This is a genomic window from Klebsiella sp. 141162, from assembly GCF_050600755.1.
Classification (GTDB): Bacteria; Pseudomonadota; Gammaproteobacteria; order Enterobacterales; family Enterobacteriaceae; genus Klebsiella; species Klebsiella aerogenes.
In genome coordinates this window covers 559,647-582,587 of record NZ_JAQIRI010000001.1, presented here as the reverse complement: position 1 = coordinate 582,587, position 22,941 = coordinate 559,647, and the positions used below count along the sequence as shown (strand labels likewise).

At 52.5% G+C, this 22,941-nt stretch carries 22 protein-coding genes and 3 tRNA genes; 6 read left to right on the top strand and 19 right to left on the bottom strand.

The annotated features are described in order from the left end of the window. Positions 1 to 34 precede the first annotated feature (34 nt). A complete protein-coding gene (gene cutC, locus PGR23_RS02655; RefSeq protein ID WP_047045561.1) occupies positions 35 to 775 on the bottom strand; it encodes a copper homeostasis protein CutC in 741 nt (246 codons plus the stop codon). Between the two features lie 79 nt (positions 776 to 854). Beyond that, positions 855 to 1,424 carry a VOC family protein gene (locus PGR23_RS02650; RefSeq protein WP_047045558.1) on the bottom strand — a complete coding sequence of 190 codons (570 nt, stop codon included), beginning with the start codon at positions 1,422 to 1,424 and terminating at the stop codon, positions 855 to 857. 229 nt (positions 1,425 to 1,653) lie between these two features. Here PGR23_RS02650 and argS point away from each other — a divergent pair, with 229 nt between their 5' ends. Beyond that, on the top strand, positions 1,654 to 3,387 hold the full coding sequence (gene argS / locus PGR23_RS02645; RefSeq protein WP_047045556.1) for an arginine--tRNA ligase: 1,734 nt from the start codon (positions 1,654 to 1,656) through the stop codon (positions 3,385 to 3,387). Positions 3,388 to 3,466: 79 nt separating this feature from the next. Here the strand turns inward: argS and PGR23_RS02640 are convergent, their stop codons facing one another. Together PGR23_RS02640 and PGR23_RS02635 are read right to left on the bottom strand one after the other, a co-directional pair. Next, positions 3,467 to 4,606: a glycoside hydrolase family 88/105 protein gene (locus tag PGR23_RS02640; RefSeq protein ID WP_047045553.1), complete on the bottom strand. Its 1,140-nt coding sequence runs from the start codon at positions 4,604 to 4,606 to the stop codon at positions 3,467 to 3,469. Positions 4,607 to 4,610: 4 nt separating this feature from the next. Further along, positions 4,611 to 6,194, bottom strand: a complete 1,584-nt coding sequence (locus PGR23_RS02635; RefSeq protein ID WP_045390297.1) for an MFS transporter — start codon at positions 6,192 to 6,194, stop codon at positions 4,611 to 4,613. Between the two features lie 356 nt (positions 6,195 to 6,550). Between PGR23_RS02635 and uspC the strand changes: the two genes are divergently transcribed. Continuing rightward, positions 6,551 to 6,973: a universal stress protein UspC gene (gene uspC, locus PGR23_RS02630; RefSeq protein ID WP_045376202.1), complete on the top strand. Its 423-nt coding sequence runs from the start codon at positions 6,551 to 6,553 to the stop codon at positions 6,971 to 6,973. A gap of 28 nt (positions 6,974 to 7,001) precedes the next feature. Here the strand turns inward: uspC and otsA are convergent, their stop codons facing one another. The 5 genes from otsA to PGR23_RS02605 all read right to left on the bottom strand — a co-directional run bounded on the left by otsA (position 7,002) and on the right by PGR23_RS02605 (position 12,908). Then, entirely contained in the window at positions 7,002 to 8,417 is a 1,416-nt protein-coding gene (gene otsA / locus PGR23_RS02625) for an alpha,alpha-trehalose-phosphate synthase (RefSeq protein ID WP_045390293.1), read from the bottom strand. Continuing rightward, positions 8,392 to 9,195: a trehalose-phosphatase gene (gene otsB, locus PGR23_RS02620; RefSeq protein WP_063416464.1), complete on the bottom strand. Its 804-nt coding sequence runs from the start codon at positions 9,193 to 9,195 to the stop codon at positions 8,392 to 8,394. The genes otsA and otsB overlap by 26 nt, the downstream gene beginning before the upstream one ends. A gap of 161 nt (positions 9,196 to 9,356) precedes the next feature. After that, the gene (araH, locus tag PGR23_RS02615) at positions 9,357 to 10,337 is read right to left on the bottom strand and encodes an L-arabinose ABC transporter permease AraH (protein ID WP_396279560.1); all 981 of its coding nucleotides are present in this window, start codon (positions 10,335 to 10,337) and stop codon (positions 9,357 to 9,359) included. 14 nt (positions 10,338 to 10,351) lie between these two features. After that, positions 10,352 to 11,866, bottom strand: coding sequence for an L-arabinose ABC transporter ATP-binding protein AraG (gene araG / locus PGR23_RS02610; RefSeq protein ID WP_063416466.1), 1,515 nt, complete (start codon positions 11,864 to 11,866; stop codon positions 10,352 to 10,354). A 61-nt stretch (positions 11,867 to 11,927) separates the two neighbouring features. Continuing rightward, positions 11,928 to 12,908, bottom strand: coding sequence for an arabinose ABC transporter substrate-binding protein (locus PGR23_RS02605; protein WP_045390492.1), 981 nt, complete (start codon positions 12,906 to 12,908; stop codon positions 11,928 to 11,930). A gap of 776 nt (positions 12,909 to 13,684) precedes the next feature. Here PGR23_RS02605 and PGR23_RS02600 point away from each other — a divergent pair. Continuing rightward, positions 13,685 to 14,188 carry a non-heme ferritin-like protein gene (locus PGR23_RS02600; RefSeq protein ID WP_047045546.1) on the top strand — a complete coding sequence of 168 codons (504 nt, stop codon included), beginning with the start codon at positions 13,685 to 13,687 and terminating at the stop codon, positions 14,186 to 14,188. Positions 14,189 to 14,245: 57 nt separating this feature from the next. Here PGR23_RS02600 and PGR23_RS02595 read toward each other — a convergent pair whose 3' ends face one another. Beyond that, positions 14,246 to 14,497, bottom strand: a complete 252-nt coding sequence (locus PGR23_RS02595; RefSeq protein ID WP_045390283.1) for a DUF2766 family protein — start codon at positions 14,495 to 14,497, stop codon at positions 14,246 to 14,248. 127 nt (positions 14,498 to 14,624) lie between these two features. On the opposite strand from PGR23_RS02595, the gene PGR23_RS02590 reads away from it, so the two are divergent. After that, the gene (locus PGR23_RS02590; RefSeq protein WP_047045543.1) at positions 14,625 to 16,049 is read left to right on the top strand and encodes an MFS transporter; all 1,425 of its coding nucleotides are present in this window, start codon (positions 14,625 to 14,627) and stop codon (positions 16,047 to 16,049) included. Between the two features lie 44 nt (positions 16,050 to 16,093). Here the strand turns inward: PGR23_RS02590 and PGR23_RS02585 are convergent, their stop codons facing one another. Beyond that, complete coding sequence (locus PGR23_RS02585; RefSeq protein WP_047045541.1) at positions 16,094 to 16,732, bottom strand: RpiB/LacA/LacB family sugar-phosphate isomerase; 639 nt, start codon at positions 16,730 to 16,732, stop codon at positions 16,094 to 16,096. 383 nt (positions 16,733 to 17,115) lie between these two features. Here PGR23_RS02585 and ftnA point away from each other — a divergent pair, with 383 nt between their 5' ends. Beyond that, positions 17,116 to 17,613 carry a non-heme ferritin gene (ftnA, locus tag PGR23_RS02580; RefSeq protein ID WP_047045539.1) on the top strand — a complete coding sequence of 166 codons (498 nt, stop codon included), beginning with the start codon at positions 17,116 to 17,118 and terminating at the stop codon, positions 17,611 to 17,613. A gap of 33 nt (positions 17,614 to 17,646) precedes the next feature. On the opposite strand, the gene PGR23_RS02575 is transcribed toward ftnA, so the two are convergent. Continuing rightward, positions 17,647 to 17,886, bottom strand: a complete 240-nt coding sequence (locus PGR23_RS02575) for a YecH family metal-binding protein (RefSeq protein WP_047045536.1) — start codon at positions 17,884 to 17,886, stop codon at positions 17,647 to 17,649. 193 nt (positions 17,887 to 18,079) lie between these two features. On the opposite strand from PGR23_RS02575, the gene tyrP reads away from it, so the two are divergent. Continuing rightward, complete coding sequence (gene tyrP, locus PGR23_RS02570; RefSeq protein WP_045390269.1) at positions 18,080 to 19,291, top strand: tyrosine transporter TyrP; 1,212 nt, start codon at positions 18,080 to 18,082, stop codon at positions 19,289 to 19,291. Between the two features lie 27 nt (positions 19,292 to 19,318). Here tyrP and PGR23_RS02565 read toward each other — a convergent pair whose 3' ends face one another. The 7 genes from PGR23_RS02565 to pgsA form a co-directional block, all read right to left on the bottom strand. After that, positions 19,319 to 19,987 (bottom strand): YecA family protein, encoded by a 669-nt coding sequence (locus PGR23_RS02565; protein ID WP_047045528.1) that lies wholly within the window; start codon positions 19,985 to 19,987, stop codon positions 19,319 to 19,321. 121 nt (positions 19,988 to 20,108) lie between these two features. Continuing rightward, positions 20,109 to 20,675 carry a DUF805 domain-containing protein gene (locus PGR23_RS02560; RefSeq protein ID WP_045390263.1) on the bottom strand — a complete coding sequence of 189 codons (567 nt, stop codon included), beginning with the start codon at positions 20,673 to 20,675 and terminating at the stop codon, positions 20,109 to 20,111. A gap of 149 nt (positions 20,676 to 20,824) precedes the next feature. Next, on the bottom strand, positions 20,825 to 21,709 hold the full coding sequence (locus PGR23_RS02555) for a dihydrodipicolinate synthase family protein (RefSeq protein ID WP_320482771.1): 885 nt from the start codon (positions 21,707 to 21,709) through the stop codon (positions 20,825 to 20,827). Positions 21,710 to 21,933: 224 nt separating this feature from the next. Further along, a tRNA-Leu gene (locus tag PGR23_RS02550) sits at positions 21,934 to 22,020 on the bottom strand. A gap of 13 nt (positions 22,021 to 22,033) precedes the next feature. Beyond that, positions 22,034 to 22,107: transfer RNA gene (locus tag PGR23_RS02545), tRNA-Cys, on the bottom strand. A gap of 40 nt (positions 22,108 to 22,147) precedes the next feature. Further along, positions 22,148 to 22,223, bottom strand: a tRNA-Gly gene (locus PGR23_RS02540). A 151-nt stretch (positions 22,224 to 22,374) separates the two neighbouring features. Continuing rightward, positions 22,375 to 22,923, bottom strand: coding sequence for a CDP-diacylglycerol--glycerol-3-phosphate 3-phosphatidyltransferase (pgsA, locus tag PGR23_RS02535; protein WP_045390257.1), 549 nt, complete (start codon positions 22,921 to 22,923; stop codon positions 22,375 to 22,377). Positions 22,924 to 22,941 lie beyond the last annotated feature (18 nt).

The following is a 22,941-nucleotide window of genomic DNA, read 5'->3' as shown; positions in this document are numbered from 1 at the left end:
ATGATGTGCAGCAAAAAACGGTTAGCTTCGCGGGCTAATCCCGCGCGGCAGAAATAATCTGTTTCATTTCCGCTACCGCTTCGCCGTTAACGGCATAGCGGCAATATTCATCGGCATCTGCGTCGGTGGACATCGATAACCCCGGATTACGAAAGCGCATCGGCGATGGCAACCACTGCCCCGCTGAGCTATGCACCTCTTTGAGGCCTGCCTGCAGAAACTTTTGCAGATTGGCAGCCCGCACTCCCGCTCCGGCCATAATGATTGGAGTATCGCCCAGCGCAATTAGTTCCATAATTTTTGCAAGACCTTGTTCCGCCGTTGGCCGTTGACCGGAAGTGAGGATGCGAGCAACGCCAAGTTCAGCAAGCGCATGCCAGGCCTGACGCGGGTCGGCGCACATATCAAAGGCGCGATGGAAGGTCACCGCCAGCGGACCCGCCGCCGCCATAATTTTTCGCATACGGGGGATATCCACCTGGCCGTCAGCATCGAGCACGCCAATCACCAGACCAGCAAAACCCAGATCTCTGACCGTCGCCACATCATCCAGCATGGCGGCAAATTCACCCTCGGTGTAACAAAAATCGCCGCCGCGCGGACGGATAATCGGATGAACCGGAATCGAGATATTGTCTCGCACCGAACGCAGCACGCCCAACGACGGCGTTAACCCGCCCTCCTGCGGCGCGGCGCAAAGTTCAATGCGATCGGCGCCGCAGCGCTGCGCCTCAAGCGCGCATTCCATGCTATAGCAGCAAACTTCCAGCAACATCGATTCCTTCTCCATTTTCATCACGGGCAGCACAGCATGTCACGATTTTTCCCCGCAGACGCCGCGCGGCTTCACACTGTTAAGTATCGGTTCGCTCGCTGGCGACGATTTGCTCGATCGACCAGGGATGGAATTTGATGGTCACTTTGCCGTCCGTGACCGCAAGCGTCGGGTTCGGCAAGCGTTCACGCTCCCCTTTCGGCGAGCTGGTTTTTACGAAAATTCCCGGCTGGCTGAGCCCGTCATCGGAAAGCAAGGCCAGCGCGCGAGCGTTGAGGGTTTCCGGCTCGCCCGGCAGAACGATTTCGATATGTTCCCAGCCTTCGTGCGGATAGCGTTTTTCCCCCGGCCATGGCAACTCCACAACCGTAAAGCGCCAGTGGGCGACACAAATAGGTTCGGCAAGCTTAAATAAGCAAATGGGGCGGCCATTAATGATATTTTCCGATAACAGCGCGCCGCAACGCTCCAGCCCCTGCCGCCAGCGTTCCGCCGTAGTATTTTGATGACAGCGCAGCGAGATATGGTCGGCGTCCAGCGGCGCAAGCTCCAACCCCAACCGTTCGGCCAGCGCTTGCAGCGCATCGCTAAAACGCGGTAAATCCGCCGAAATATCTTTCAGTTCATCAATTTGCTGCCAGTTCGCCATCTTGCGCCTCGGTCATTGCTAAAAAGGCTAATTTATCCTGTTTCGCCGCCCCGACCAACCGCCAATCCGCGCGCCTGAACAACGAATGGTTATTCATTAAGCGTGCCGCTTTACAACTTGCGCGCGGTGCTGACGGCTGGGCGCAAATGCAGTATACTCCCGCCTTAATTTGTCCATGTTCCGGCGCCGCCCCACAGGGGTTCTCGCGCCTTAAAAGTAAGGTATTCCGGTGAATATTCAGGCTCTTCTCTCAGAAAAAGTCAGCCAGGCCCTGATCGCGGCAGGCGCGCCTGCCGATTGCGAACCTCAGGTCCGCCAGTCAGCAAAAGTTCAGTTCGGCGACTATCAAGCCAATGGCGTGATGGCAGTGGCCAAAAAACTGGGCATGGCGCCGCGACAACTTGCAGAGCAGGTACTGTCTCATCTCGATCTGAACGGCATTGCCAATAAAGTCGAAATCGCCGGGCCGGGCTTTATCAATATTTTCCTCGATCCGGCCTTCCTGGCGGAAAACGTCAATCTCGCGCTGCAGTCCGAGCGCCTGGGCGTGGCGAAACCACAGCCGCAGACCATCGTTGTTGACTACTCCGCGCCGAACGTGGCGAAAGAGATGCATGTCGGCCATCTGCGTTCAACCATCATCGGCGATGCCTCGGTACGTACTCTGGAATTCCTCGGCCATCGCGTTATCCGCGCCAACCACGTCGGTGACTGGGGTACCCAGTTCGGGATGCTGATCGCTTATCTGGAAAAGCAGCAGCAGGAAAACGCCGGCGAAATGGCGCTGGCCGACCTCGAAGGTTTCTACCGCGAAGCGAAAAAGCACTATGACGAAGACGAAGCGTTCGCCGAGCGCGCGCGTAGCTACGTGGTTAAGCTGCAGGGCGGCGACGAGTACTTCCTGCAGATGTGGCGTAAACTGGTCGACATCACCATGTCGCAAAACCAGATCACCTACGATCGCCTGAATGTCACCCTGACTCGCGATGATGTGATGGGTGAAAGCCTGTACAATCCGATGCTGCCGGGGATCGTTGCCGATCTGAAAGCAAAAGGTATGGCCGTCGAGAGCGAAGGCGCGACCGTGGTCTTCCTTGATGAATACAAAAACAAAGAAGGCGAACCGATGGGCGTCATCATCCAGAAAAAGGATGGCGGCTACCTCTACACCACTACCGATATCGCCTGCGCAAAATACCGTTATGAAACGCTGCATGCCGACCGCGTGCTCTACTACATCGACTCTCGTCAGCATCAGCACCTGATGCAGGCATGGACCATTGTCCGTAAAGCCGGCTATGTGCCTGAATCCGTACCGCTGGAACACCACATGTTCGGCATGATGCTCGGGAAAGATGGTAAACCGTTTAAAACCCGCGCCGGCGGTACCGTCAAACTGGCCGATCTGCTGGACGAAGCGCTGGAGCGCGCACGCCGCCTGGTGGCCGAGAAGAACCCGGATATGCCTGCCGATGAGCTGGAAAAACTGGCCAATGCGGTGGGTATCGGCGCGGTGAAATATGCTGACCTGTCGAAAAACCGTACTACTGATTACATTTTCGACTGGGATAACATGCTGGCGTTCGAAGGTAATACCGCGCCTTACATGCAGTATGCCTATACCCGCGTGCTGTCGGTGTTCCGTAAAGCCGGTATCGACGAAAGCGCGCTGGCTGCCGCGCCGGTGGTTATTAGCGAAGATCGCGAAGCGCAGTTGGCTGCCCGCCTGCTGCAGTTCGAAGAAACGCTGGCCGTCGTCGCCCGTGAAGGTACTCCGCACGTGATGTGCGCCTATCTGTACGATCTGGCCGGGCTGTTCTCAGGTTTCTACGAACACTGCCCAATCCTCAGCGCCGAAAGCGAAGAGGCCCGTAATAGCCGCCTGAAACTGGCGCAGCTGACGGCGAAGACGCTGAAGCTGGGTCTTGATACTCTGGGTATTGAGACCGTAGAGCGGATGTAAAAACAAACCCGGTGAAAGCCGGGTTTGTTTTATCAGGAGCCCCGGTACGCACAGCGCGGCCGGGGAATCTATGCCGCTATCAGAAATACTTGCGCAGATATTCCGTCAGACAAAGAATCGCCATCGCCTGGCCGTACGGCATCGACGTCAGCGGAATTTGCCGATAAAAATCAAGATCGGAGCCCATCCCGGTACCAAACGAGGTTTGCAGCAGTTCCCCCTCTGGTGAAATATTTCGCACAATCCCGCGTATCGCCTTTTCGGCAACCTCGGTGTACTCCGCCCCGACATAACGCTTGCGTATCGCTTTCAGGATGCCGTAAGCAAAGCCCGCCGTCGCTGACGCTTCAAGGTAGGAATGCGGATCGTCGAGCAGGGTATGCCAGAGGCCGCTCTCATCCTGACAGTCAGCTAACGCGGCAATTTGCGCATTCAGTACCTGTAGCAGATAGCGGCGCACCGCACTCCCCTCTGGCAAATCCACCAGCTCAAGGAAGTCCGGGATAACGATGGTGAGCCAGCTGTTACCCCGCGCCCAGCGCGCACGCGCAAAGTTGTGCCGACCGTCGTAATTCCAGCCGTGGAACCACAGGCCAGTCTCTTTGTCCATCAGGTTCTGTACATGCAGCAAGAACTGATAGGTTGCTTCTTCAATGTAGTGCGGACGATTTAGTAATTTACCGATTTTGGCTAGCGGCAGCACCGTCATCATCAGCGTGTCATCCCACATCTGCTGATGGTTCTCTTCCGCCAGGGTAATGTGCTGCATGCCTCCCTGCTCGGTGCGCGGCATCTCATGCATCGCCCACTCGGCCCAGCTATCGAGCCACGGGAGATACTCCTGACGCCCGGTCTCTTCATAGCGATAAGCCAGCGTCAAAAACGGCGCCATGGTATTAACGTTTTTGGTGGTTGCCCCTTCGGCGAAGCGGTCGGCGAACCAGCCGTCAATGATATCGCGCATGGCGGTATCGCCGGTTTGTTGATAATACTGGTAGATGCCGTACAGCCCAACGCCGTGGGTCCATTCCCAACCGGCCCAGCCTTTGGTATCGATGACTCGCCCGTCGTCCAGCCGCAGTAAAAATTGCCCGCTTTCATCCTTAATATTCACCAGGTTTTGCGTCACATTACGGATCAATGCCTGAAGCTCGCTGCGAGCGATAAAGCGCTCAGGCTGACGCAATAATGGGCTATGTTTGACCGGCCAAACTTTCATGTTCTTAACCTCTGGTATATGTCGAATTCAAAGCACCGCCCTGATTCAGCGCCGGGGCGGCAGGTTTATTGCGATTCAGGTAACCAATATTGTTATTGCCCCACAGGCATTCGTAAGGCATCCCCGCCAGCTGCTCAACCACCGCGCGGTTTTCCGCTGTCGCCCGCTCGGGCTGTGCGTAACCGACATCGCGCATCATTAGCGTCTCGGCGCGCAGCACGCTATGCGTATGCAGATTGAGTTTAAAGCGCAGGGAGACCAGGAAGCCGCAAGCCAGCACCACCAACGTACCGACGCTAAGGATCAACAGAATGGTATGACTCACGCCTTCCGGCTGAATTTTTTGCCCGGAGACAAAGCCCGATAGTTGCATGATGATGCCAACCAGCATCACCGCCCCCGCCTGCGACGCTTTGCGGGTCAGCGTCATGATACCGGCGAAAATACCCTCCCGACGCTGGCCGGTAATGACTTCGTCGACGTCGGCAATATAGGTGTAGGTATTCCACGGCACGTAATTAATGCCGCCGCGCCCCAGGCCCGCGATAGCAGAAATGAGCAGCAATAATGAATAGACATCGCTCAGCCCCGCGTAATAAAGCACGGCATAAGAGAGTGAACTCAAACCGAACAGCACCACTACCATGCGGTATGAAGGCGCCGGGCCAAAGCGGATGCAGAGCGGGATCATGGCGATGACCGCGATAAACTGGAAGATAGCCATCGTGCCGAGTAAGTTAGAGGCGACGGAGGCATCCTGCATCAGCACAAAGACCACATAATAGGTAAACACCGCATTGAAAACGTCCTGCGCGATGTAACCGCCCAGATACATACCAAGATGCTGGCGGAAGATTTTAATGCGCAGCGTAGAGCTAAGCTCAATAAACAGCCGGTTAAGACTCTGCGCGAGGGTTAAATTGCGTTTTTCTTCTTCTGCGCGCAGCGCCGCTTCAGACCACGCTTCCCGAGGGCGCTCCCAGGTAAAAAACCAGACGAAGGTCAGCATCAGGGCGCACAGCACCGAAAAGACCAGGCTTGCATAAAAAAATGAGCTGGCGTTGTCTTTACCCAGTTGGGTGAGCAGAATCCCCGGTAAAAACGAGGCTAATATCGCCGACATCTGCGCCATGGAAATACGCGCGCCTGAAAATTTGGTCTTCTGTTTGAAATCATCGGTCATCTCCGGCACAAGCGTCTCGTAGGGCACCAGAATCATGGTATAGACAATATCAAACAGCAGATAAGTCGCGAGGTAATACCAGAACCCCATATCGCCTACCCACATCATTGAGTAGCTAAAGACACAGGGAATACCGAGCAAAATAAAAAATTTGCGTCTGCCGAATCGCTTACCCAGCCAGGTAGAGCCAAAGTTATCGGTTAAGAAGCCCATCAGGGGGCTAACGACCGCGTCGAGTACGCGCGCGGTGGCGAAAATGAGCGTCGCCTCAATGGGTGATAGCCCGCAGAAAGTGGTGTAAAAATAGAGTAGCCATGCTGCGGTAAGCGCGGTAGTTCCCGCGCCGAGAAAATCGCCGGAACCATAGGCGAGATAATTAGCCAAACCGATTTTTCGTGTTTTCATCGCCGTAAATCCTGTCTCTTTTTTATTAGATAACTTCGGCCTTACCAGGCTATACCGAAGTTTTGCGGATACATGGCTACAGTAAGATCATGAAAACCGGCTTACCTTTGCATTTTTGCCAGTACTAATCATTCAGTGGCAAAAAAACAAAGGGCCGGGCAACATGCGTCACCGATTTATAAAACAGCGTTTCTTTTAAAGCAAAAGAGAGAATCATTTTTGCGAGTCGGCTGCCAGAATCTGATATCACACGGCCGGAGAAAGGCGTTTTTAACCGCGCGAATACCCCTTGTGGAAAGATGGAATTAGGAGTAAAGAAAGTAGAAAGATCCCGTTGCGTATCTCAAGGAGGCTAGATGCCCTACTCTCATCTGTTAGTCGCCGTCGCCCCAACGCCGGAAAGCCGCATGTTGGTCAATAAAGCGGTGTCTATCGCACGTCCGCTTAATGCGCAGGTCAGCCTGATCACGCTGGCGACAGATCCGGAAATGTATAATCAGTTCGCCGCGCCGATGATGGAGAATTTACGTGAGATTATGCAGGAGGAGACACGTAGCTTTCTTAATGAACTCGCCGCCCAGGCGGACTATCCCATCAGTAAAATGACCATCGCCAGCGGCGAACTTTGTCATCACGTGAAGGATTTTTGCCGTCAGCATCACGTCGACCTGGTAATCTGCGGCAACCATAACCAGAGCCTGTTTTCCCGCGCAACCTGTTCAGCGAAGAATATCGTCGGCAGCAGCGGAGTCGATGTGCTGTTGGTTTCCCTGGAATAAGCTGATGCCGAAGCATCAGCCATTTTGACTACGCGGAGGGAGTAACTACGGTTGGCTGCTGGCAGCTATCTTCATGCGACTTTACACGCTTTAGATCGGCAACGAACTGCGCCTGCCAGTTATCAATATCATTATTCTCGATCGCCTTGAGCATTTTGCCATGGCGAATAATTCGCTCCGCAAGCGGCATAGTCAGAGCGCGGTCCAGCGCCGCCGCCACTTCATCGCGATCGTAAGGGTTGACGATGAGCGCGGAAGTCAGTTCATTCGCCGCGCCAGCGAACTGCGATAGCACCAACACCCCAGGGTTTTCAGGGTCCTGCGCGGCGACAAACTCCTTGGCCACGAGGTTCATGCCATCGCGTAGCGGCGTGACCAGCCCCACATCCGAATAACGAAATACCTTCATGAGTAGTTTGCGATCGAAGTGCTGATTCAAATAATACAGCGGCGTCCACCCCAGTTGACCATAGTGGCCGTTGATTCGCCCGGCGGCCGTTTCCAGTTGATGGCGGATATCCTGATAAGCCTGAACATCGCCCCGCGAAGTGGGCGCTATCTGGGTATAGCGAATTTTTCCACGATGCTGCGGGTAGTTTTCCAGCAGCGCCTCGTAAGCCTGAAAACGCTCCGGCAGCCCCTTGGAGTAATCCAGGCGCTCAACGGAAAAAATATTCTTAACTCCTTTTAGTTCAGCTTTCAATTGAGCCAACTTCGGCGGCAGCGGCCCGCTGGCGCTGCGCGCGACTTCCTGAGGTTCGATGCTTATCGGATAGACGGCAGTACGGAACGTCTTACCCCAGGCGCGGTATTGCTGGTGACCCACTTCGCACAAGGTCGTTTGTTGGGCGACGCAATCAACAAATGCCTGCCGGTCGTTTTCGGTCTGAAAGCCGAGTAAATCATAATCACAAAGCTGTTCAAGAAGCTCCGCATGTGGAGGTAAAGCGTTGAATATTTCAGGCGTCGGAAACGGAATATGCAGGAAGAAACCGATGCGGTTTTTGACGCCGTTTTTGCGTAATTCACTGGCAAATGGCAATAGGTGATAATCATGAACCCAAATCATATCGTCGTCGGCTAGCAGCGGCAGCAGTTTTTGCGCCACGGCGGCGTTAACGCGCAGATACCCCTCCCACGCCGGACGCTGAAAATTGACTAAGTCGAGACGATAGTGAAACGCGGGCCATAGCACCGCATTGGAAAACTGATTGTAGTAGAGCTCGTGATCTTCTTCGCTAAGGTTGAATGAGGCCCAGGAAATATCCCCTTTACTCACCTTCTTCAACGGCTGGCTATCATCGCCGATCTCCCCACTCCAGCCAAACCACGTGCCGCCGCTCGCCTTCAGCGCACCTAAAATACCCACCGCCAGGCCGCCAGCGCTGGCCTTTTTATCATTCGGCGTTGCAATACGGTTAGATACTACGACTAAACGACCCATGGTCATCCCTCCCGTTAGTGAATACATCCAGGCATTGCGTATTGTCGACGACGTGACGTAACCACTGATGTACGGCGGCAACATTTGCCAGCCGCCAGCGCGCCTGTGTGTCGCCTTGTCCAACTTTTATCGATACTCCGCCTAATTGATTAACCATAGTAAAACCCGCCTCATCAGTCAGGTCATCGCCGATAAATACCGGCTTTCGTCCCGCAAAAGGCGCTTCCCGCATAAACGCGGCAATCGCTTCACCTTTGTTAATCCCGCGCGGTTTGATCTCAACGACACACTTCCCTTGCTGAATGGCCAGAATCGGATAACGCTGCACGATATCCTGCGCCAATGCCAGGATGGCGCTCTGGTGTTGTGGCGCCTGGCGATAGTGCAGCGCAAAAGCGATGCCTTTATCTTCCAGTTCACTGCCAGGCAGCGCCAGTAGCGCCGAAGTTAATGCTTCGCCGACCTCACGGCTCAGCGCCGGCGGTAGTGATACATCATGTCTTTTTCCATTGATATCGCGGCGTTCAGCCCCGTGGACGCCGGCAAGCGGCAATCGCCAGTGACGGGTAAGTGCGTCGAGCTCTGCGAGTGAGCGCCCTGAAATCAATGCCACAGCGTCATGTTGCTGCTGTGCCAGTAATCGCAACATCTGAAGGACGTCTTCGGGGATAACAACCTGATCGGGATGAGGTTTGATATCGGCAAGCGTGCCGTCAAGATCCAGAAAAAATGCGTGGTTTCCGGTTAGCTCAGGCGGTACAGATATCTGGTCAGCCACCCTGTATTCCTCCTTATCATGGCCAGCATTACGCTGGTTGTTAACTAATTGTTAGCCATGTAAGTATAGACAGTGTGACCAGCCTCGCCATTTTTGATAGTCACCGCCAGCGCAGCGGGCGCTGGCGGGACATTATGAGTAGACTTAAAAGTTGCGCTCAATTAATGCGAACGTTTCGCTTTTTGCTTGTAACGGTCGAAGATAACCGCCGCCAACAATATCACCCCGCGGACCACATATTGCGAGAATGGCGAGATGTTCAGCAGGTTCATCGCATTCTCTACGGTACCCAGAATCAGGATCCCGGCCACCACATAAGAGATCTTACCGATCCCGCCTTTTAGCGATACGCCACCCAGTACGCATGCCGAGATCACAATCAGTTCATAACCAATTGAGGTCATAGGCTGACCACTGGTCATGCGCGAAGCCAAAATGATCCCCGCCGCCGCCGATACCAAACCTGAAAGAACGAAGATGATAATCTTGGTACGAACCACCGGTACCCCTGCCAGACGCGCAGCCTCCTCATTGCCTCCTATTGCCAGAGTATTGCGGCCAAAGGTGGTTTTATTCAGCAGCAGTCCAAAGACAATCAGGCAGGCAACCGTCAGCCAGATAGGCGCCGGCAAACCTAACCAGTTGGCATAGCCCAGGGTGAAGAAACGTTCATCCTCAATGCCAACCGCTTTACCATCGGAAATAATATAGGCTAGCCCGCGGACAATTTGCATGGTGGCCAGGGTCGTGATTAGCGCGTTGATCTTCAAACGCGCAATAACAAAACCATTCACCAGCCCGCTGACCGCCCCTAATAGTAATCCTGCGGCAATACCAATCCACAGGCTTTCGGTGAGATTAATCACCACCGCTGTTGTCACACCGGCGCAGGCAATCACAGAAGCAACTGACAAATCAAAATCGCCTGAAGCCAGGCAGAACAGCATTCCGCAGGCGACCATTCCCGACATGGAAATCGCCAGCCCTAATCCTTTCATGTTGACGAAAGAAGCAAAATTGGGAACAAAGATCACGCAGCCGATGAATAACACGGCGAAGACCACCAGCATTCCAAACTGATCCCAGACTCGGCCGAAACTGAAAGAGGATCGGGCAGCGCTGGGTGTAGTTACAGATGACATCATTCACTCCTTACTCAGGCTACGGCCTGGCTGACTTTAGGCATTGCAAGGCTCAGCGCCTGCTGTTCATTCGCGTCTTCATGCAGCAATTCACCGGCCACTTCACCTTCGCGCATGACGACGATGCGGTCGGCGACGCCGAGCACTTCTGGCAGGTCGCTGGAGGCAAAAACGACCGCCACGCCAGAAGCCGCCAGCGCATAGATAACGTTGTAGATTTCATGCTTTGCGCCAACATCAATGCCGCGGGTCGGTTCATCAAGCAGGATGACCTTCATCTCTTCCGACAACCAGCGACCAAGAATAGCCTTCTGCTGATTACCACCGGAAAGATTCATAATTAACTGCCCAGCTCCTGGGGTTTTAATATTGAGCGATTTGATATGTTGTTCGGCATTACTCGCTTCCCAGGCATTGTTAATCAGGCAGCCGGCATGAATATGCTTACGCCGGGCGCTGATATTGATGTTGTCGCGCACCGAATGTACCGGAATGATGCCCTCGGCTTTGCGATCCTCCGGACACAGCATCATTCCCGCCTGAATCGCCTGCGCGGGTTTGCGAATATTTATCGCCTGACCATCGATATAGACCTGACCGCCGGTAATTCTGCTGCCGCCAAACAGCCCCTTCATTAATTCGCTGCGCCCGGCGCCGACCAGACCAAACAGGCCGACAATTTCACCGCTGCGTACCGATAAACTGATTGGCATTCTGACGCCCGGCGCTTTAACCTCTTCGAGCCGCAGCCGCTCACTGCCATATTCACGCGCTTTCCAGCCGTAGATATCGCCAAGATTACGACCCACCATCGCTTGCACGAGCGCGTCGTGGTCCACCAGCCGCATGTCATCGAAGGTACGCACATAGCGGCCATCTTTAAACACGGTAATGGCATCGCTGAGAGCGAAAATTTCCTCCATACGGTGTGAGACATAAATAATCACTCGCCCTTCTTCACGTAGCTCGCGAATGACGCGAAAAAGGTTGTCGATTTCCCGTGCGGAGAGTGAACTGGTAGGCTCATCAAACGCGATGATCTTCGCGTTACGCGCCAGCGCCTTGGCAATTTCCACCATCTGCCACTGGCCGATCGACAAATACTTCAGCGGCGTTTCCGGGTCGATATCCAACCCCAGATGTTCTAACTGCAGCCGCGCTTCATAATTCAATAAAGACCGGTTCACAATGCCGCCTTTATGCGGCAACTGACCAAGATAGATATTTTCGGCAACGGTCATTTCCGGGATAAGATGCAGTTCCTGATAAATAATCGCCACACCGGCATTTAGCGCCGCGGTGGTATTACTAAATGCCATCTGCTGACCATCAATTTGCAGATACCCGGCAGTCGGAATGTAGTTACCGCTGAGAATTTTTAAGAGGGTGGACTTCCCGGCGCCGTTTTCACCCATCAGCGCGTGGATCTGCCCGCGATAGCAGTCAAAGCTGATATCAGACAGCGCTTTAACGCCCGGGAACGTCATGGTGATGCCGCGAAATGAGAGATAAGGGGTAGATTGTTGCATAACGACTCCGCTCTACTACGCATAACCTCCCGCCAGGGCGGGAGGCGGAATGAACCCGGCCTTACAGCCCTTTCTTCGCCAATTCTTGCTTAAAGTTATCGCGGGTAATCAGCACCACGTCGGTCACGGCGGTAAATTTCGGCGGCTCGGTCCCTTTGGTCACCCAGTTGTAGAGCATCTCACTGGTTTTATAGCCATGAATGTCCGGGCTTGGCAGCAAAGAGCCATAGAACCCCGTCGGCTGGGCTTTCGAAAGTTCGTTCACCGCGTCAACGCCGTTAATGCCGATACCGATAACATCCGGCGCTTTAAAGCCCTGGCCTTCAGTCGCACGTACGCCACCCAACACGGTGTTATCGTTCATGCCAACAATTAACCAGTGTTTGACCTGAGGGTGCTGAACCAACATGGAGTTGCCAGCATCGAAAGCCCCTGGGATATCATTAGATTTGGTTGGCACGCGATAGATCTGTTTTTCCGGGAAACCCGCCGCTTTCAGCGCGTCGATCGAACCGGTAGTACGGCGGCGGGCGGTATCCAGTTCATCGGCGGTAATCGCCATCACGCCGGTATCTTTCACGTCCCAGCCGCGTTTTTGCATCTCTTTATACAATTCCTGCCCCTGACGAGCGCCGATTTCGCTGGCGGCCATCATGACCAGCGGCACGCTCTCCATCGGCTTACCTTTGGCATTAACAAACTGATCGTCGACGGTGATAACTTTCATGTCATAGCCGCGCGCCTTGGCAACAATCGCCGACCCCAGTTTTGGGTCCGGCGTGCAGATGACAAATCCCTTCGCGCCGCTGGCGGCGAGGCTGTCGATCGCATTAAGCGTTTTTTCGCCATCCGGTACCGCGATTTTAATGACATCAAAGCCCAGGTCCTTGCCGGCTTTATCAGCAAATTTCCACTCGGTCTGGAACCAGGGTTCCTCTGGTTGCTTCACCAGAAAACCGAGCTTGAGGTTTTCAGCCATAGCTGATTGTGACATAACCGCCGCGAGGCCAATGGCCGCCAGCGCTTTAGTAAATTTGTGCATGGTAAACTCCAGCTTTATTTCGCTTTTCTGTAGGGAAAAATCGGACTTAAATTTTTTATCGGTCTTAAAACAAGGCATTAGAAAAAACGCAATCAACATTGCCGTTGTTAAAATAGTTTTAACTGGAAATTATTTATCCATACGAGAGCGTCATCACACCGCAGAATTACAGTAATTGCGTACATAAATTCAGCAAAAAATGACATAAAAAAAACGCTAATTGTCAGACAATTAGCGTCATGCGTGACATAATAATCCATATCATCAGCAGACTTATCCTTGTGGCTGCGTCGACGCTATCCCAGGCGACTCTGGCCTTCTATTCTCAGCCAGCATAGACGTTATTCTTCTACCCCTTACAAAAATGATCTATCACAAATTCATTCTCATCTCGCTATTTTCGAATAATGAATAAGCTATGATCGATATATGAAATTATCGTTAAATCAACTTTATTAATACAAATTAACTAGCTCTACGAATAATTAAACATAAGCATTTAAATTCAGATGGTTACAATACAATAATTACAAAAAACCAATTTAAACAATCGCTAAGCTGATGTTGTAACAAATCGTAAATTACTCGCGTTGAGAGTTTCCTTATTCAATATACAAGGGTATTCTTAATGTGTCGGCAGAAACAAATAAATGGTTAAGTGCAAATGGAAAGCACCGTATTTATTTCCTGCCCATTGCATTGCGCCTGCTGTATTCGCCTGTGCAAGGCGATGGTAGCGCGTCATACTTCCCTTGCGGATAAATAAGGATATTGTTATGGCAGTTCCAGGAATGGTTCAGAAATTAAATACCCAGATTAATCTTGAGTTTCACGCCTCAAATGTTTATCTACATTTAGGCGAATGGTGCGCGCAGCAGCGCCTGAACGGTACCGCAACCTTCTTACGTACCCGTGCGCAATCCAGCGTGACGTTAATGATGCAGGTTTTTGACTATATGAAAAAGGCCGGGGCCTGGCCAATAGTGAAAGCCGATGAAAGCTATCCCCCACAATGCTCAACGCTTGAAGAAGTGTTTGCCAAAACCCTTGAAGAGTATCAGCAACGTAGCAACATGCTGTCCGGTCTGGCGCAGGAAGCAAAAGCGCAGCACGATGACACAACGTGGCGTTTTTTGACGCTGCTGGAGAAAGAACAGCAGCAAGATGGACTTTTATTGCAAACCGTCCTTGATGAAATACGGACTGCAGATAAAGCCGGGCTCGGTATGGAGCAAACGGACCGTCGACTTCTCAATCTCATCTCGCCTCAACACCACTAATTGAATCCGGCCGTTCCTGACTGGAACGGCCGGGCAATCAACTGCGCAGTGATAAATCTAGTGCGCTTCACCCTGCGGGGTAAACTTCAGCTCAATCAATGCAATTGCTTTTTGTACTGCGCGCAGCGTAACCGGATCCGCCGAAGCAGGGTTGCTCGCAAAATCAATCGCTTTTAACTGGGCCGCCATTTTTTCGCGCACTTCGACCGGGGCGATAACGTCAATCACATCGAGGATCTGTTTGATGACCAGCTGGCATGCAACGACATCAGATACCAGCTCATCTTGTTCAGTGAAAGGTTGAGACATTTTTTACTCCTATTTTCAGGAGCGTAATAGTAACCTAAATCGCACCAGATAAAAAAACATGTGCGGGAGCGGCGAAAAGAAAACGTACCGCAAAGATACTTATTCACTTTGCTATGGCAACGACTCAATGGGTACAACAACAATTACGCCGAAAGCAGGCGCTTTTTCCGCCCCGGCATTATTGGTGGCTGGCGCTTTCTTTATGGAGTTTCTCGATGGCACGGTCATCGCTACCGCCCTGCCTGATATGGCGAAGGATTTTGGCGTAGCGGCGGTCGCGCTTAATATCGGCATCAGCGCCTACCTGATCACCCTCGCGGTGCTGATCCCCGCCAGCGGCTGGATTGCCGACCGCTTCGGCGCGCGAAAAGTGTTTACGCTGGCACTAGCCATTTTTACCCTCGCCTCCGTTTTCTGCGGTTTATCGCGCAACATCGAAAGCTTTGTGACAATGCGCATTCTACAGGGTATCGGCGGCGCGCTAATGGTCCCCGTCGGGCGACTGGCGGTGTTGCGCGCCACGCCCAAAGATCAGCTCATCAAGGCAATAGCCACGCTGACCTGGCCGGCATTGGTCGCACCGATAATCGGCCCGCCGCTCGGGGGCTTTATTACCAGTTACGCCAGCTGGCACTGGATCTTTTTTATAAACGTGCCGCTTGGGCTACTGGCGATGGCGCTCTCGCTACGCATCATTCCCAGCATCCGTGAAGAAGAACGCCGCCCCTTCGACCTCCCCGGTTTTGTGGCGACGTCATTGGCAATGATAAGTCTGGTGGCAGCTATGGAACGGCTCGGCGACCAGCAGCCACAAAGTTGGCAAACGCCGGCGCTCCTGGCGACGGGTATGGGATGTATGGCTTTTGCGCTACGTCATTTCCGCCGCGCCGCCTGGCCAATGGTACGGTTGGACGCTCTGCAGGTTCCGACTTTCCGGGTAACCATGTACGGCGGTTCACTGTTTCGCGCCTCGATAAGCGCCGTCCCGTTTCTGCTTCCGCTATTATTCCAGGTAGGGTTCGGTATGGATGCTTTTCATTCCGGGCTACTGGTGCTGGCCGTTTTCGTCGGCAATCTCACTATCAAGCCCGCAACCACGCCGCTCATCCGCTGGTTGGGTTTTCGCCGCTTATTGCTGATTAACGGTGCGCTGAATGTCGCCTCGCTACTTGCCTGCGCGCTGTTAACGCCGCAAACGCCGGTATGGCTGATAATGTTGATCCTCTATCTTGGCGGGGTGTTCCGTTCCATCCAATTTACCGGCGTCAGTACGCTCGCTTTTGCCGACGTTCCTTCCGCTCAGATGAGTTATGCCAATACGCTGTTCAGCACCGCTTCACAGCTGGCGGTTGGGCTAGGTATCACTCTCGGCGCCATCGGCATCCGCATCGGTGAACAGTTGAGCGAGTGGTTTAACCTGACGACTCTACCGGGAATTGATTTCCGTATGGCGTTTGTCTTTATTGCGCTGATTTGTTTGGTAGGGATGGTTGATACGTTGCACCTTACGCGAGATGCTGGCAGCACGGTATCCAGCAAAGAAAAACCATAGCAAACAGACCTGCACATGGATGCAGGCCTGTTTGAAAAGCCCTATCAACCAATAATCTGGCGGACAAAAGCTTCGATTTCTTTATCCTGGCAGTTTTCGAAGAAGCATTGCTGGAACCGCGGCCCGGAAACGGCGGTTTTTACCAGTTCCGGATCGATCGCCCGCAGGGTATCAAGATAATTTTCTTTCACCACCGCCGCTTTCACTGTGTTGAGGATGCCCGCGTTGCGTACCTGCGGTTCTTTGCGCTCAGGCGGATAACCTTCGCCATTGCGGCCCGTAAAGGCCTTCTCGAAGATAAAGCGCACGTTCAACTCCGCCCCCCAGCCAAAGCCTTTAGCAAAAGGCAGCGACAACGCGTTACCGTTGTTGATTTGGGCAAACAGGAAGGCATCCGCAGGGTCAATACAATAACCACAGACCACCCCTGGATGAATATTCAATGACATCAACGCGCCCTGACCTGTGCCGCAACCGGTCACCACGAAATCGACCGCTTTAGCGTTCAGCAGGATGCTGGCCATGATCCCCAGATGAATGTAGGTCAGATGATGGTCCTGTTCATCACTCATTCCCACGTTGTAAACCGGAAAGCCTTTCTCATCAGCAACGGTTTTCAACTCGTTGAGAATGATGGCGTTTTTGCTGGCCTGGCTGTTTTCCATCATCAGTGCGATTTTCATGCTTCACTCTCCTGAAAGCTGTGCGGGAGCGGCCCGCGAGTTCATTAGCGTTATCAGGACTCTACTACTTCATAAATGCATTTTCAAACTTTATGAAAAGCTGTTTTATAAATTACGTAGCGCTTCACACTTTAAGATCCGAGGCCCACGTACCGCCACCTTTGCCTCTGCGCCTAACGATGAGTATGTTGTCGTTGGGCTATCACTGACGGAATAATTATTAAATTAAAAGCATTCTCATCCTTTAATATATTGCCAATGCGTTTTATTCCCATTTGCATTTTTAATAATTAAATTTTTTAATTTACTTTTTGCAAATAAATAACTAACAAATTATAGTGGCGCCACACTATGTTTTATTCTTTATTTCCGGAGTGGACGCCATGCTGAAAGCAGAAATGATCGAAAAACTTAATGAGCAAATGAATCTTGAGCTTTATTCTTCTTTGCTTTATCAGCAGATGAGCGCATGGTGCAGCTACCATAGCTTTGAAGGCGCCGCCGCGTTTCTCCGCCGCCACGCGCAGGAAGAAATGACGCACATGCAGCGCCTGTTTGACTATTTGACCGATACCGGTAGCCTGCCGCGCATTAATGCCATTAGCTCGCCGTTTGCCGAATATACTTCACTGGATGAACTCTTCCGCCAGACCTATGAACATGAACAGTTAATTACGCAAAAAATTAATGAACTGGCGCATGCGGCGATGACCAATCAGGATTACCCGACCTTTAATTTCCTGCAATGGTATGTTGCTGAGCAGCATGAAGAAGAGAAATTATTCAAATCTGTTATTGATAAACTGACTCTTGTCGGTAAGAGCGGTGAAGGCTTGTACTTTATCGATAAAGAACTGGCAACCCTCGATACACAAAACTAATTCCCGCTGCGGCGGCTGCTGGCCGCCGCGTGTTCAATGACGGCAGATTTTACTTTCGCTGGTATTGAAGCCCTCTTCCACCGCAATGAATTTACCTTTCCGCTGCAAAAAAGCCACCAGTTGCGCCGCATCCAGCCCCTGCGCCGAACAGGTGTGAAAGCGCGCATCAATACCAAATTGCGTCTTAATTGCCGCTTCGAGACTGGCAACGCTGTACGATTCGCCCGATGCGATCATCATCTGTAATACTTCATGACCGTGAATAGATGACATAGCTCCTCCTGTAAAAACGTGCAGCATATATGAGTCTGCGCCTGGCGGCTTTGCGCCAGCGCAGTGTTTTCTGCCCGCCAGAAGTGTAAAGTTTTAATTACACACAATGTAACCTTCATTTGACGAAATCACTCATTTCACATACTCTGCGCGGCATAATTATTTGTCCATTCATTCACAGATAGAGAAAAGCGTGAAGAACCGCACTCTGGGTAGTATTTTAATCGTTGCCGGCACCACAATTGGCGCCGGTATGTTGGCGATGCCGCTCGCTTCGGCGGGAGTGGGTTTTGGCGTCACCCTGATATTACTGATCGCGCTGTGGGCACTGATGTGCTATACCGCCCTGCTGCTGCTGGAAGTCTATCAACATGTCCCTGCGGATATGGGGTTAGGCTCACTGGCGGCGCGCTATCTCGGCCGCTACGGCCAATGGGTCACCGGTTTCTGTATGCTATTTCTGATGTATGCGCTAACAGCGGCCTACATCAGCGGCGCCGGGGAACTACTGGCCTCTAGTCTGAATCAGTGGCTAAACTGGAGCCTGCCGCCTTCTGCTGGCGTATTGCTCTTTACCGGCATTGGCGGCGCGGTGGTGTGCATCGGGACCTCGCTGGTCGATCTGTTTAACCGCTTTTTATTTAGCGCAAAAATTATCTTCCTTGCGGTGATGCTGGTGCTGCTGCTGCCGCATATTCACCAGATAAATCTCCTGACCCTGCCGTTACAGCAAGGCCTGGCGCTGTCCGCTATACCGGTGATTTTCACCTCGTTTGGTTTTCATGGCAGTATTCCAAGCATCGTTAGCTATCTGAATGGCGATATTCGTAAGCTGCGCCGCGTCTTTATCATCGGTAGCTTTATTCCGCTGGTCGCCTATATTTTCTGGCAACTCGCCACGCTTGGCAGCATCGACTCTCCGGCTTTTACCGCCGTGCTGGCGAAGAATTCCGGCCTGAACGGCCTGCTGGCAGCAATCCGCGATGTTGTCGCCTCGCCGCATGTAGAAGTGGCGGTACATCTGTTTGCCGACTTCGCTTTGGCCACGTCTTTCCTCGGCGTCGCATTGGGTTTGTTTGATTACCTGGCAGATTTGTTCCAGCGTAAAAACACGCCTGCAGGACGTATTCAGAGCGGCATCATCACTTTTCTGCCGCCGCTGGCGTTCGCCCTGTTTTATCCGCAAGGTTTCGTGATGGCGCTGGGATACGCCGGCGTGGCGCTCGCCGTACTGGCGCTGATGCTGCCATCATTGCTGGTGATGAAGAGCCGTAGACTGCACCCGAAGGCGACATGGCGTGTACCCGGCGGCTCGATAGCGCTGTGGCTGGTGTTGAGCTGTGGAGTGGCGATTGTGGTCATTCAATTCTGTATTGTGGCGGGATTATTACCCGCAGTCGGATAAACAACAGGGGCCATTTGGCCCCTGTTGTTATTTAGCTAAGCAACACTGCTTATACTTTTTGCCGCTACCGCAGGGACAAGGATCATTACGCCCCACCTTGGTCTCATTTCTTACCGGTTGCTGCACGGCCGTCGGCTGAGCGTTTTCCATCCAGTAATTATATAAAGCCAGCGCCGCGGGCTTAATACTATCAATGCTTTCGACAAATTCGTCAGCCGTCAGCGTATCGAGCGCTTCGAAGCGTTCTTCCGTTCCGTGTAGCGCAATGGCATCAAGCTGCGGCTGCAGTTCAGCGGGTAACGTCGACCAATCACTGAGAGCAACGCCACGCATGTAGCCGAAGCACCACTCTTCAACAATAGTCAGCTCCTGCCCTTCAAACTCACGGGTGCCGAACAGGGGATCAAACTGCTCCGGATAGTCAGCCAGGCGTTCGGCGATGTCGCTCATATGCTGCAGGGTCAGGTTGACGAAACGGTCGCGCTCGCGATCGTTAGCCCAGCGCGGTACGTTATCCGCTCCGCCCCAGATAGCCAGCAGCCACTGCGCTGGTTCAATTTCGCTCGGTCCGGATAAGATAGCCGTCAGCAGACCATCAAGTTCAGAGACATCAAGGATGGCGCCTTCGGTGGCATATTTCGACAGGATCTCATCCAGCCACTCGAGTTCGCTTTCGTTCAGGGGTCCGGTTTTCATTAACAGGCTCATGATGGTAGAAAAATGGCGCTTACAGTAGCGAAAACGGGAGGAGAAAACCACCCGCTCTCACTATCACAGGTGAATTTATTAACGCCGGGCAGGCCCGGCGGAGAATCAGTTACATATCTTTAATGATATTAGCACGCATCACTTCGTATTCACTTGCGCTAATGACGCCGTCATCAAGCATTTTCTTAGCTTGCGCCAGCCGATCTCTAACATCATCCGCGGCAGAACTCTTACCCATCGTGTTACCACCGACATTGTCGTCGTTCTGTTCATCGCCAAAGCGGTTGCTGCCAATGGTGCCACGGGTGAAAATCATCCAAATCGACATCACCAATGCGGCCAGGCCGCCCAGCGCAATCACCCATACCCATACTGCGGCTCTACCCTCTTCGACGGTGGCGGCAATACCAATCAGGCCGATTAGCATAATGCCGTACGGCGCCAGCAACCACCAACCGGACTTATTGAGATCGTGCAGACGGCGCACCGCAACCGCGATCCCCGGAATGATAATGATTAACCCGAAGATACCGCCAACGACAGGAATCAATCCCAGGATCGCGGACAAAATAAAGTTAGCAATGGTAAAAACCACATATTCCTGGCGCGCGGAGCGGCCGCGGAACGTAGCGTATTTTCGAAAACAGTTCCCGTAGCTTTCAAGCAACGTGGCCATAAGATCCCTCATATATAATTATCATTGCCATTAAGGCTTCACATACCAAAAAGATATCAATACAGCGTTAACATTAACACCAGTGATATATTACCTTAAATAGTTTGTGAATTTCCTGATAAAAATAGGTAAGGGAAACGCGGTTAACTTCAGCGTAGACCCAGCTTATCCATAACCGATTTAACTTCGTTAATGGCCTCCGCGGAGAGTGGGACCAAAGGTCGTGGTAAACACTCTACTTCGGTCAGTTCGAGAATAGAGGCGGCGGCGGCAATCACTTTCAGACTGCCGTGCAGTCTAAACAATGCCCATAATGGCTCCAGACGCTCGCTTAATACCGATGCCAGCTGCCGATCGCCGCTCAGCGCTGCCGCGGTAATATTTTGGGCAATTTCCGGGAACAGGCCACCGCAAACTGAATACCACAAGTTACAGCCGGCGTTTAACCCTGCAGCGGCAAAAGCGTCGCCGCTGACGCCAATACTGACTCGTTGCGGCACGAGCTGACGAAGCGTAGCGACTCTGACACCAACCTGATCATCCGGCAAACCGGGGATCTTTATTGATGCAATATTAGCTAACGAGGCAATACGCTCAACAAGCGCATCAGAAAAGATCCTGTGGGTGGTACGCGGGTTATCATAAATGCAAATGGGTACCGACACATGGCGATCAACCGTCTGGAACAGGGTGAACACCTCGTCATCCGCCAGAGGCTGGTAATTCAACACCGGTAGCAGCAACGCGTCCGCCCCCGCCTGCTGAGCATCCTCTGCAAGACGTAAAATAGTATCCGTCGCCATCGCACCTATCCCGACCATCATCGGGATCCCTTGCGTATGCTGCTTTGCCGCCAACACAACCGTTTTGCGCTGCTCGCGGTTCAAATAGGCATAGCTGCCGGTCGAGCCCAGGATGCCCAGAGAATCAACTCGCGCCGAAACCAGACGATCGATAATTTTTATCAGCGCGCGGCTATCTACTTCATTGTCGCGCAGCGGCGTCAGTGGAAAAGCACACAATCCGGTAAACATATTTCCCCTACTCCTGTTGCCTGGTTCGAAAATCCCATTAAGCGTAGCAAGCACCGCAGGTTTTGTCATAGGACAAATAACGCTATAGCGCTGTGAGTCTATCTCAGCGGGTGGGGGAGGATGTCAGAAATGATGTCAGGAAATGACGCTTCAGAAATGGAAAAACCACCCGGAGGTGGTTTCACGACACTGCTTATTGCTTTGATTATTCTACTTTATCCCAATGGTACCCGGAGTGGGACTTGAACCCACACAGCGCGAACGCCGAGGGATTTTAAATCCCTTGTGTCTACCGATTCCACCATCCGGGCTCGGGATATAAAGTGGAGGCGCGTTCCGGAGTCGAACCGGACTAGACGGATTTGCAATCCGCTACATAACCGCTTTGCTAACGCGCCTTTAATACTTAAACACCCGCTACTGCCGATGCTTTTAATTTGGAGCGGGAAACGAGACTCGAACTCGCGACCCCGACCTTGGCAAGGTCGTGCTCTACCAACTGAGCTATTCCCGCATCATCAAGTAGATTAGCTAATCACTTGATTTTGTTATCGTCTGGAAGACTGTGCCGCCGTTCGATGCGTTGCATTCTACTTATCTCACGCGGTGAGTCAACGGTATTTTTCGCAACTTCGTCTCGTTTGCTGAAATTTGCGTCGAAACGATCACTGTTCAAGCAAATCGCCGCGCGCAGCGTTCAAATATTGTAGCATTGACCACAGCGTCAACACCGCTGCAACCATGAACAGAACGATACCAGCCCATTCCACCCACATATTCGGCCGCCACAGCATCCAGACCAGCGCCGCCATCTGGGCTGTCGTTTTCACTTTACCAATCCATGATACGGCTACGCTGCTGCGTTTACCCAGCTCTGCCATCCACTCACGAAGTGCAGAAATAATAATTTCACGTGCGATCATCGTCGCTGCCGGCAATGTCACCCACCAGGTATGATAGTGCTCGGCGACCAGCACCATGGCAATCGCCACCATCACTTTATCCGCGACTGGATCAAGGAAGGCGCCAAAACGCGTGCTTTGGTTCCAGCGACGCGCCAGATAACCATCGAACCAGTCGGTAACGGCAGCAACAAAGAAAATTAACGCGCAGACGAAAGGCGCCCAGCTAAAAGGCAGATAGAACGCCAGCACGAAAAACGGTATCAAAATAACGCGAAACAGAGTGAGCAACGTAGGAATATTAAATTGCATGGTAACAGGTAACTATAT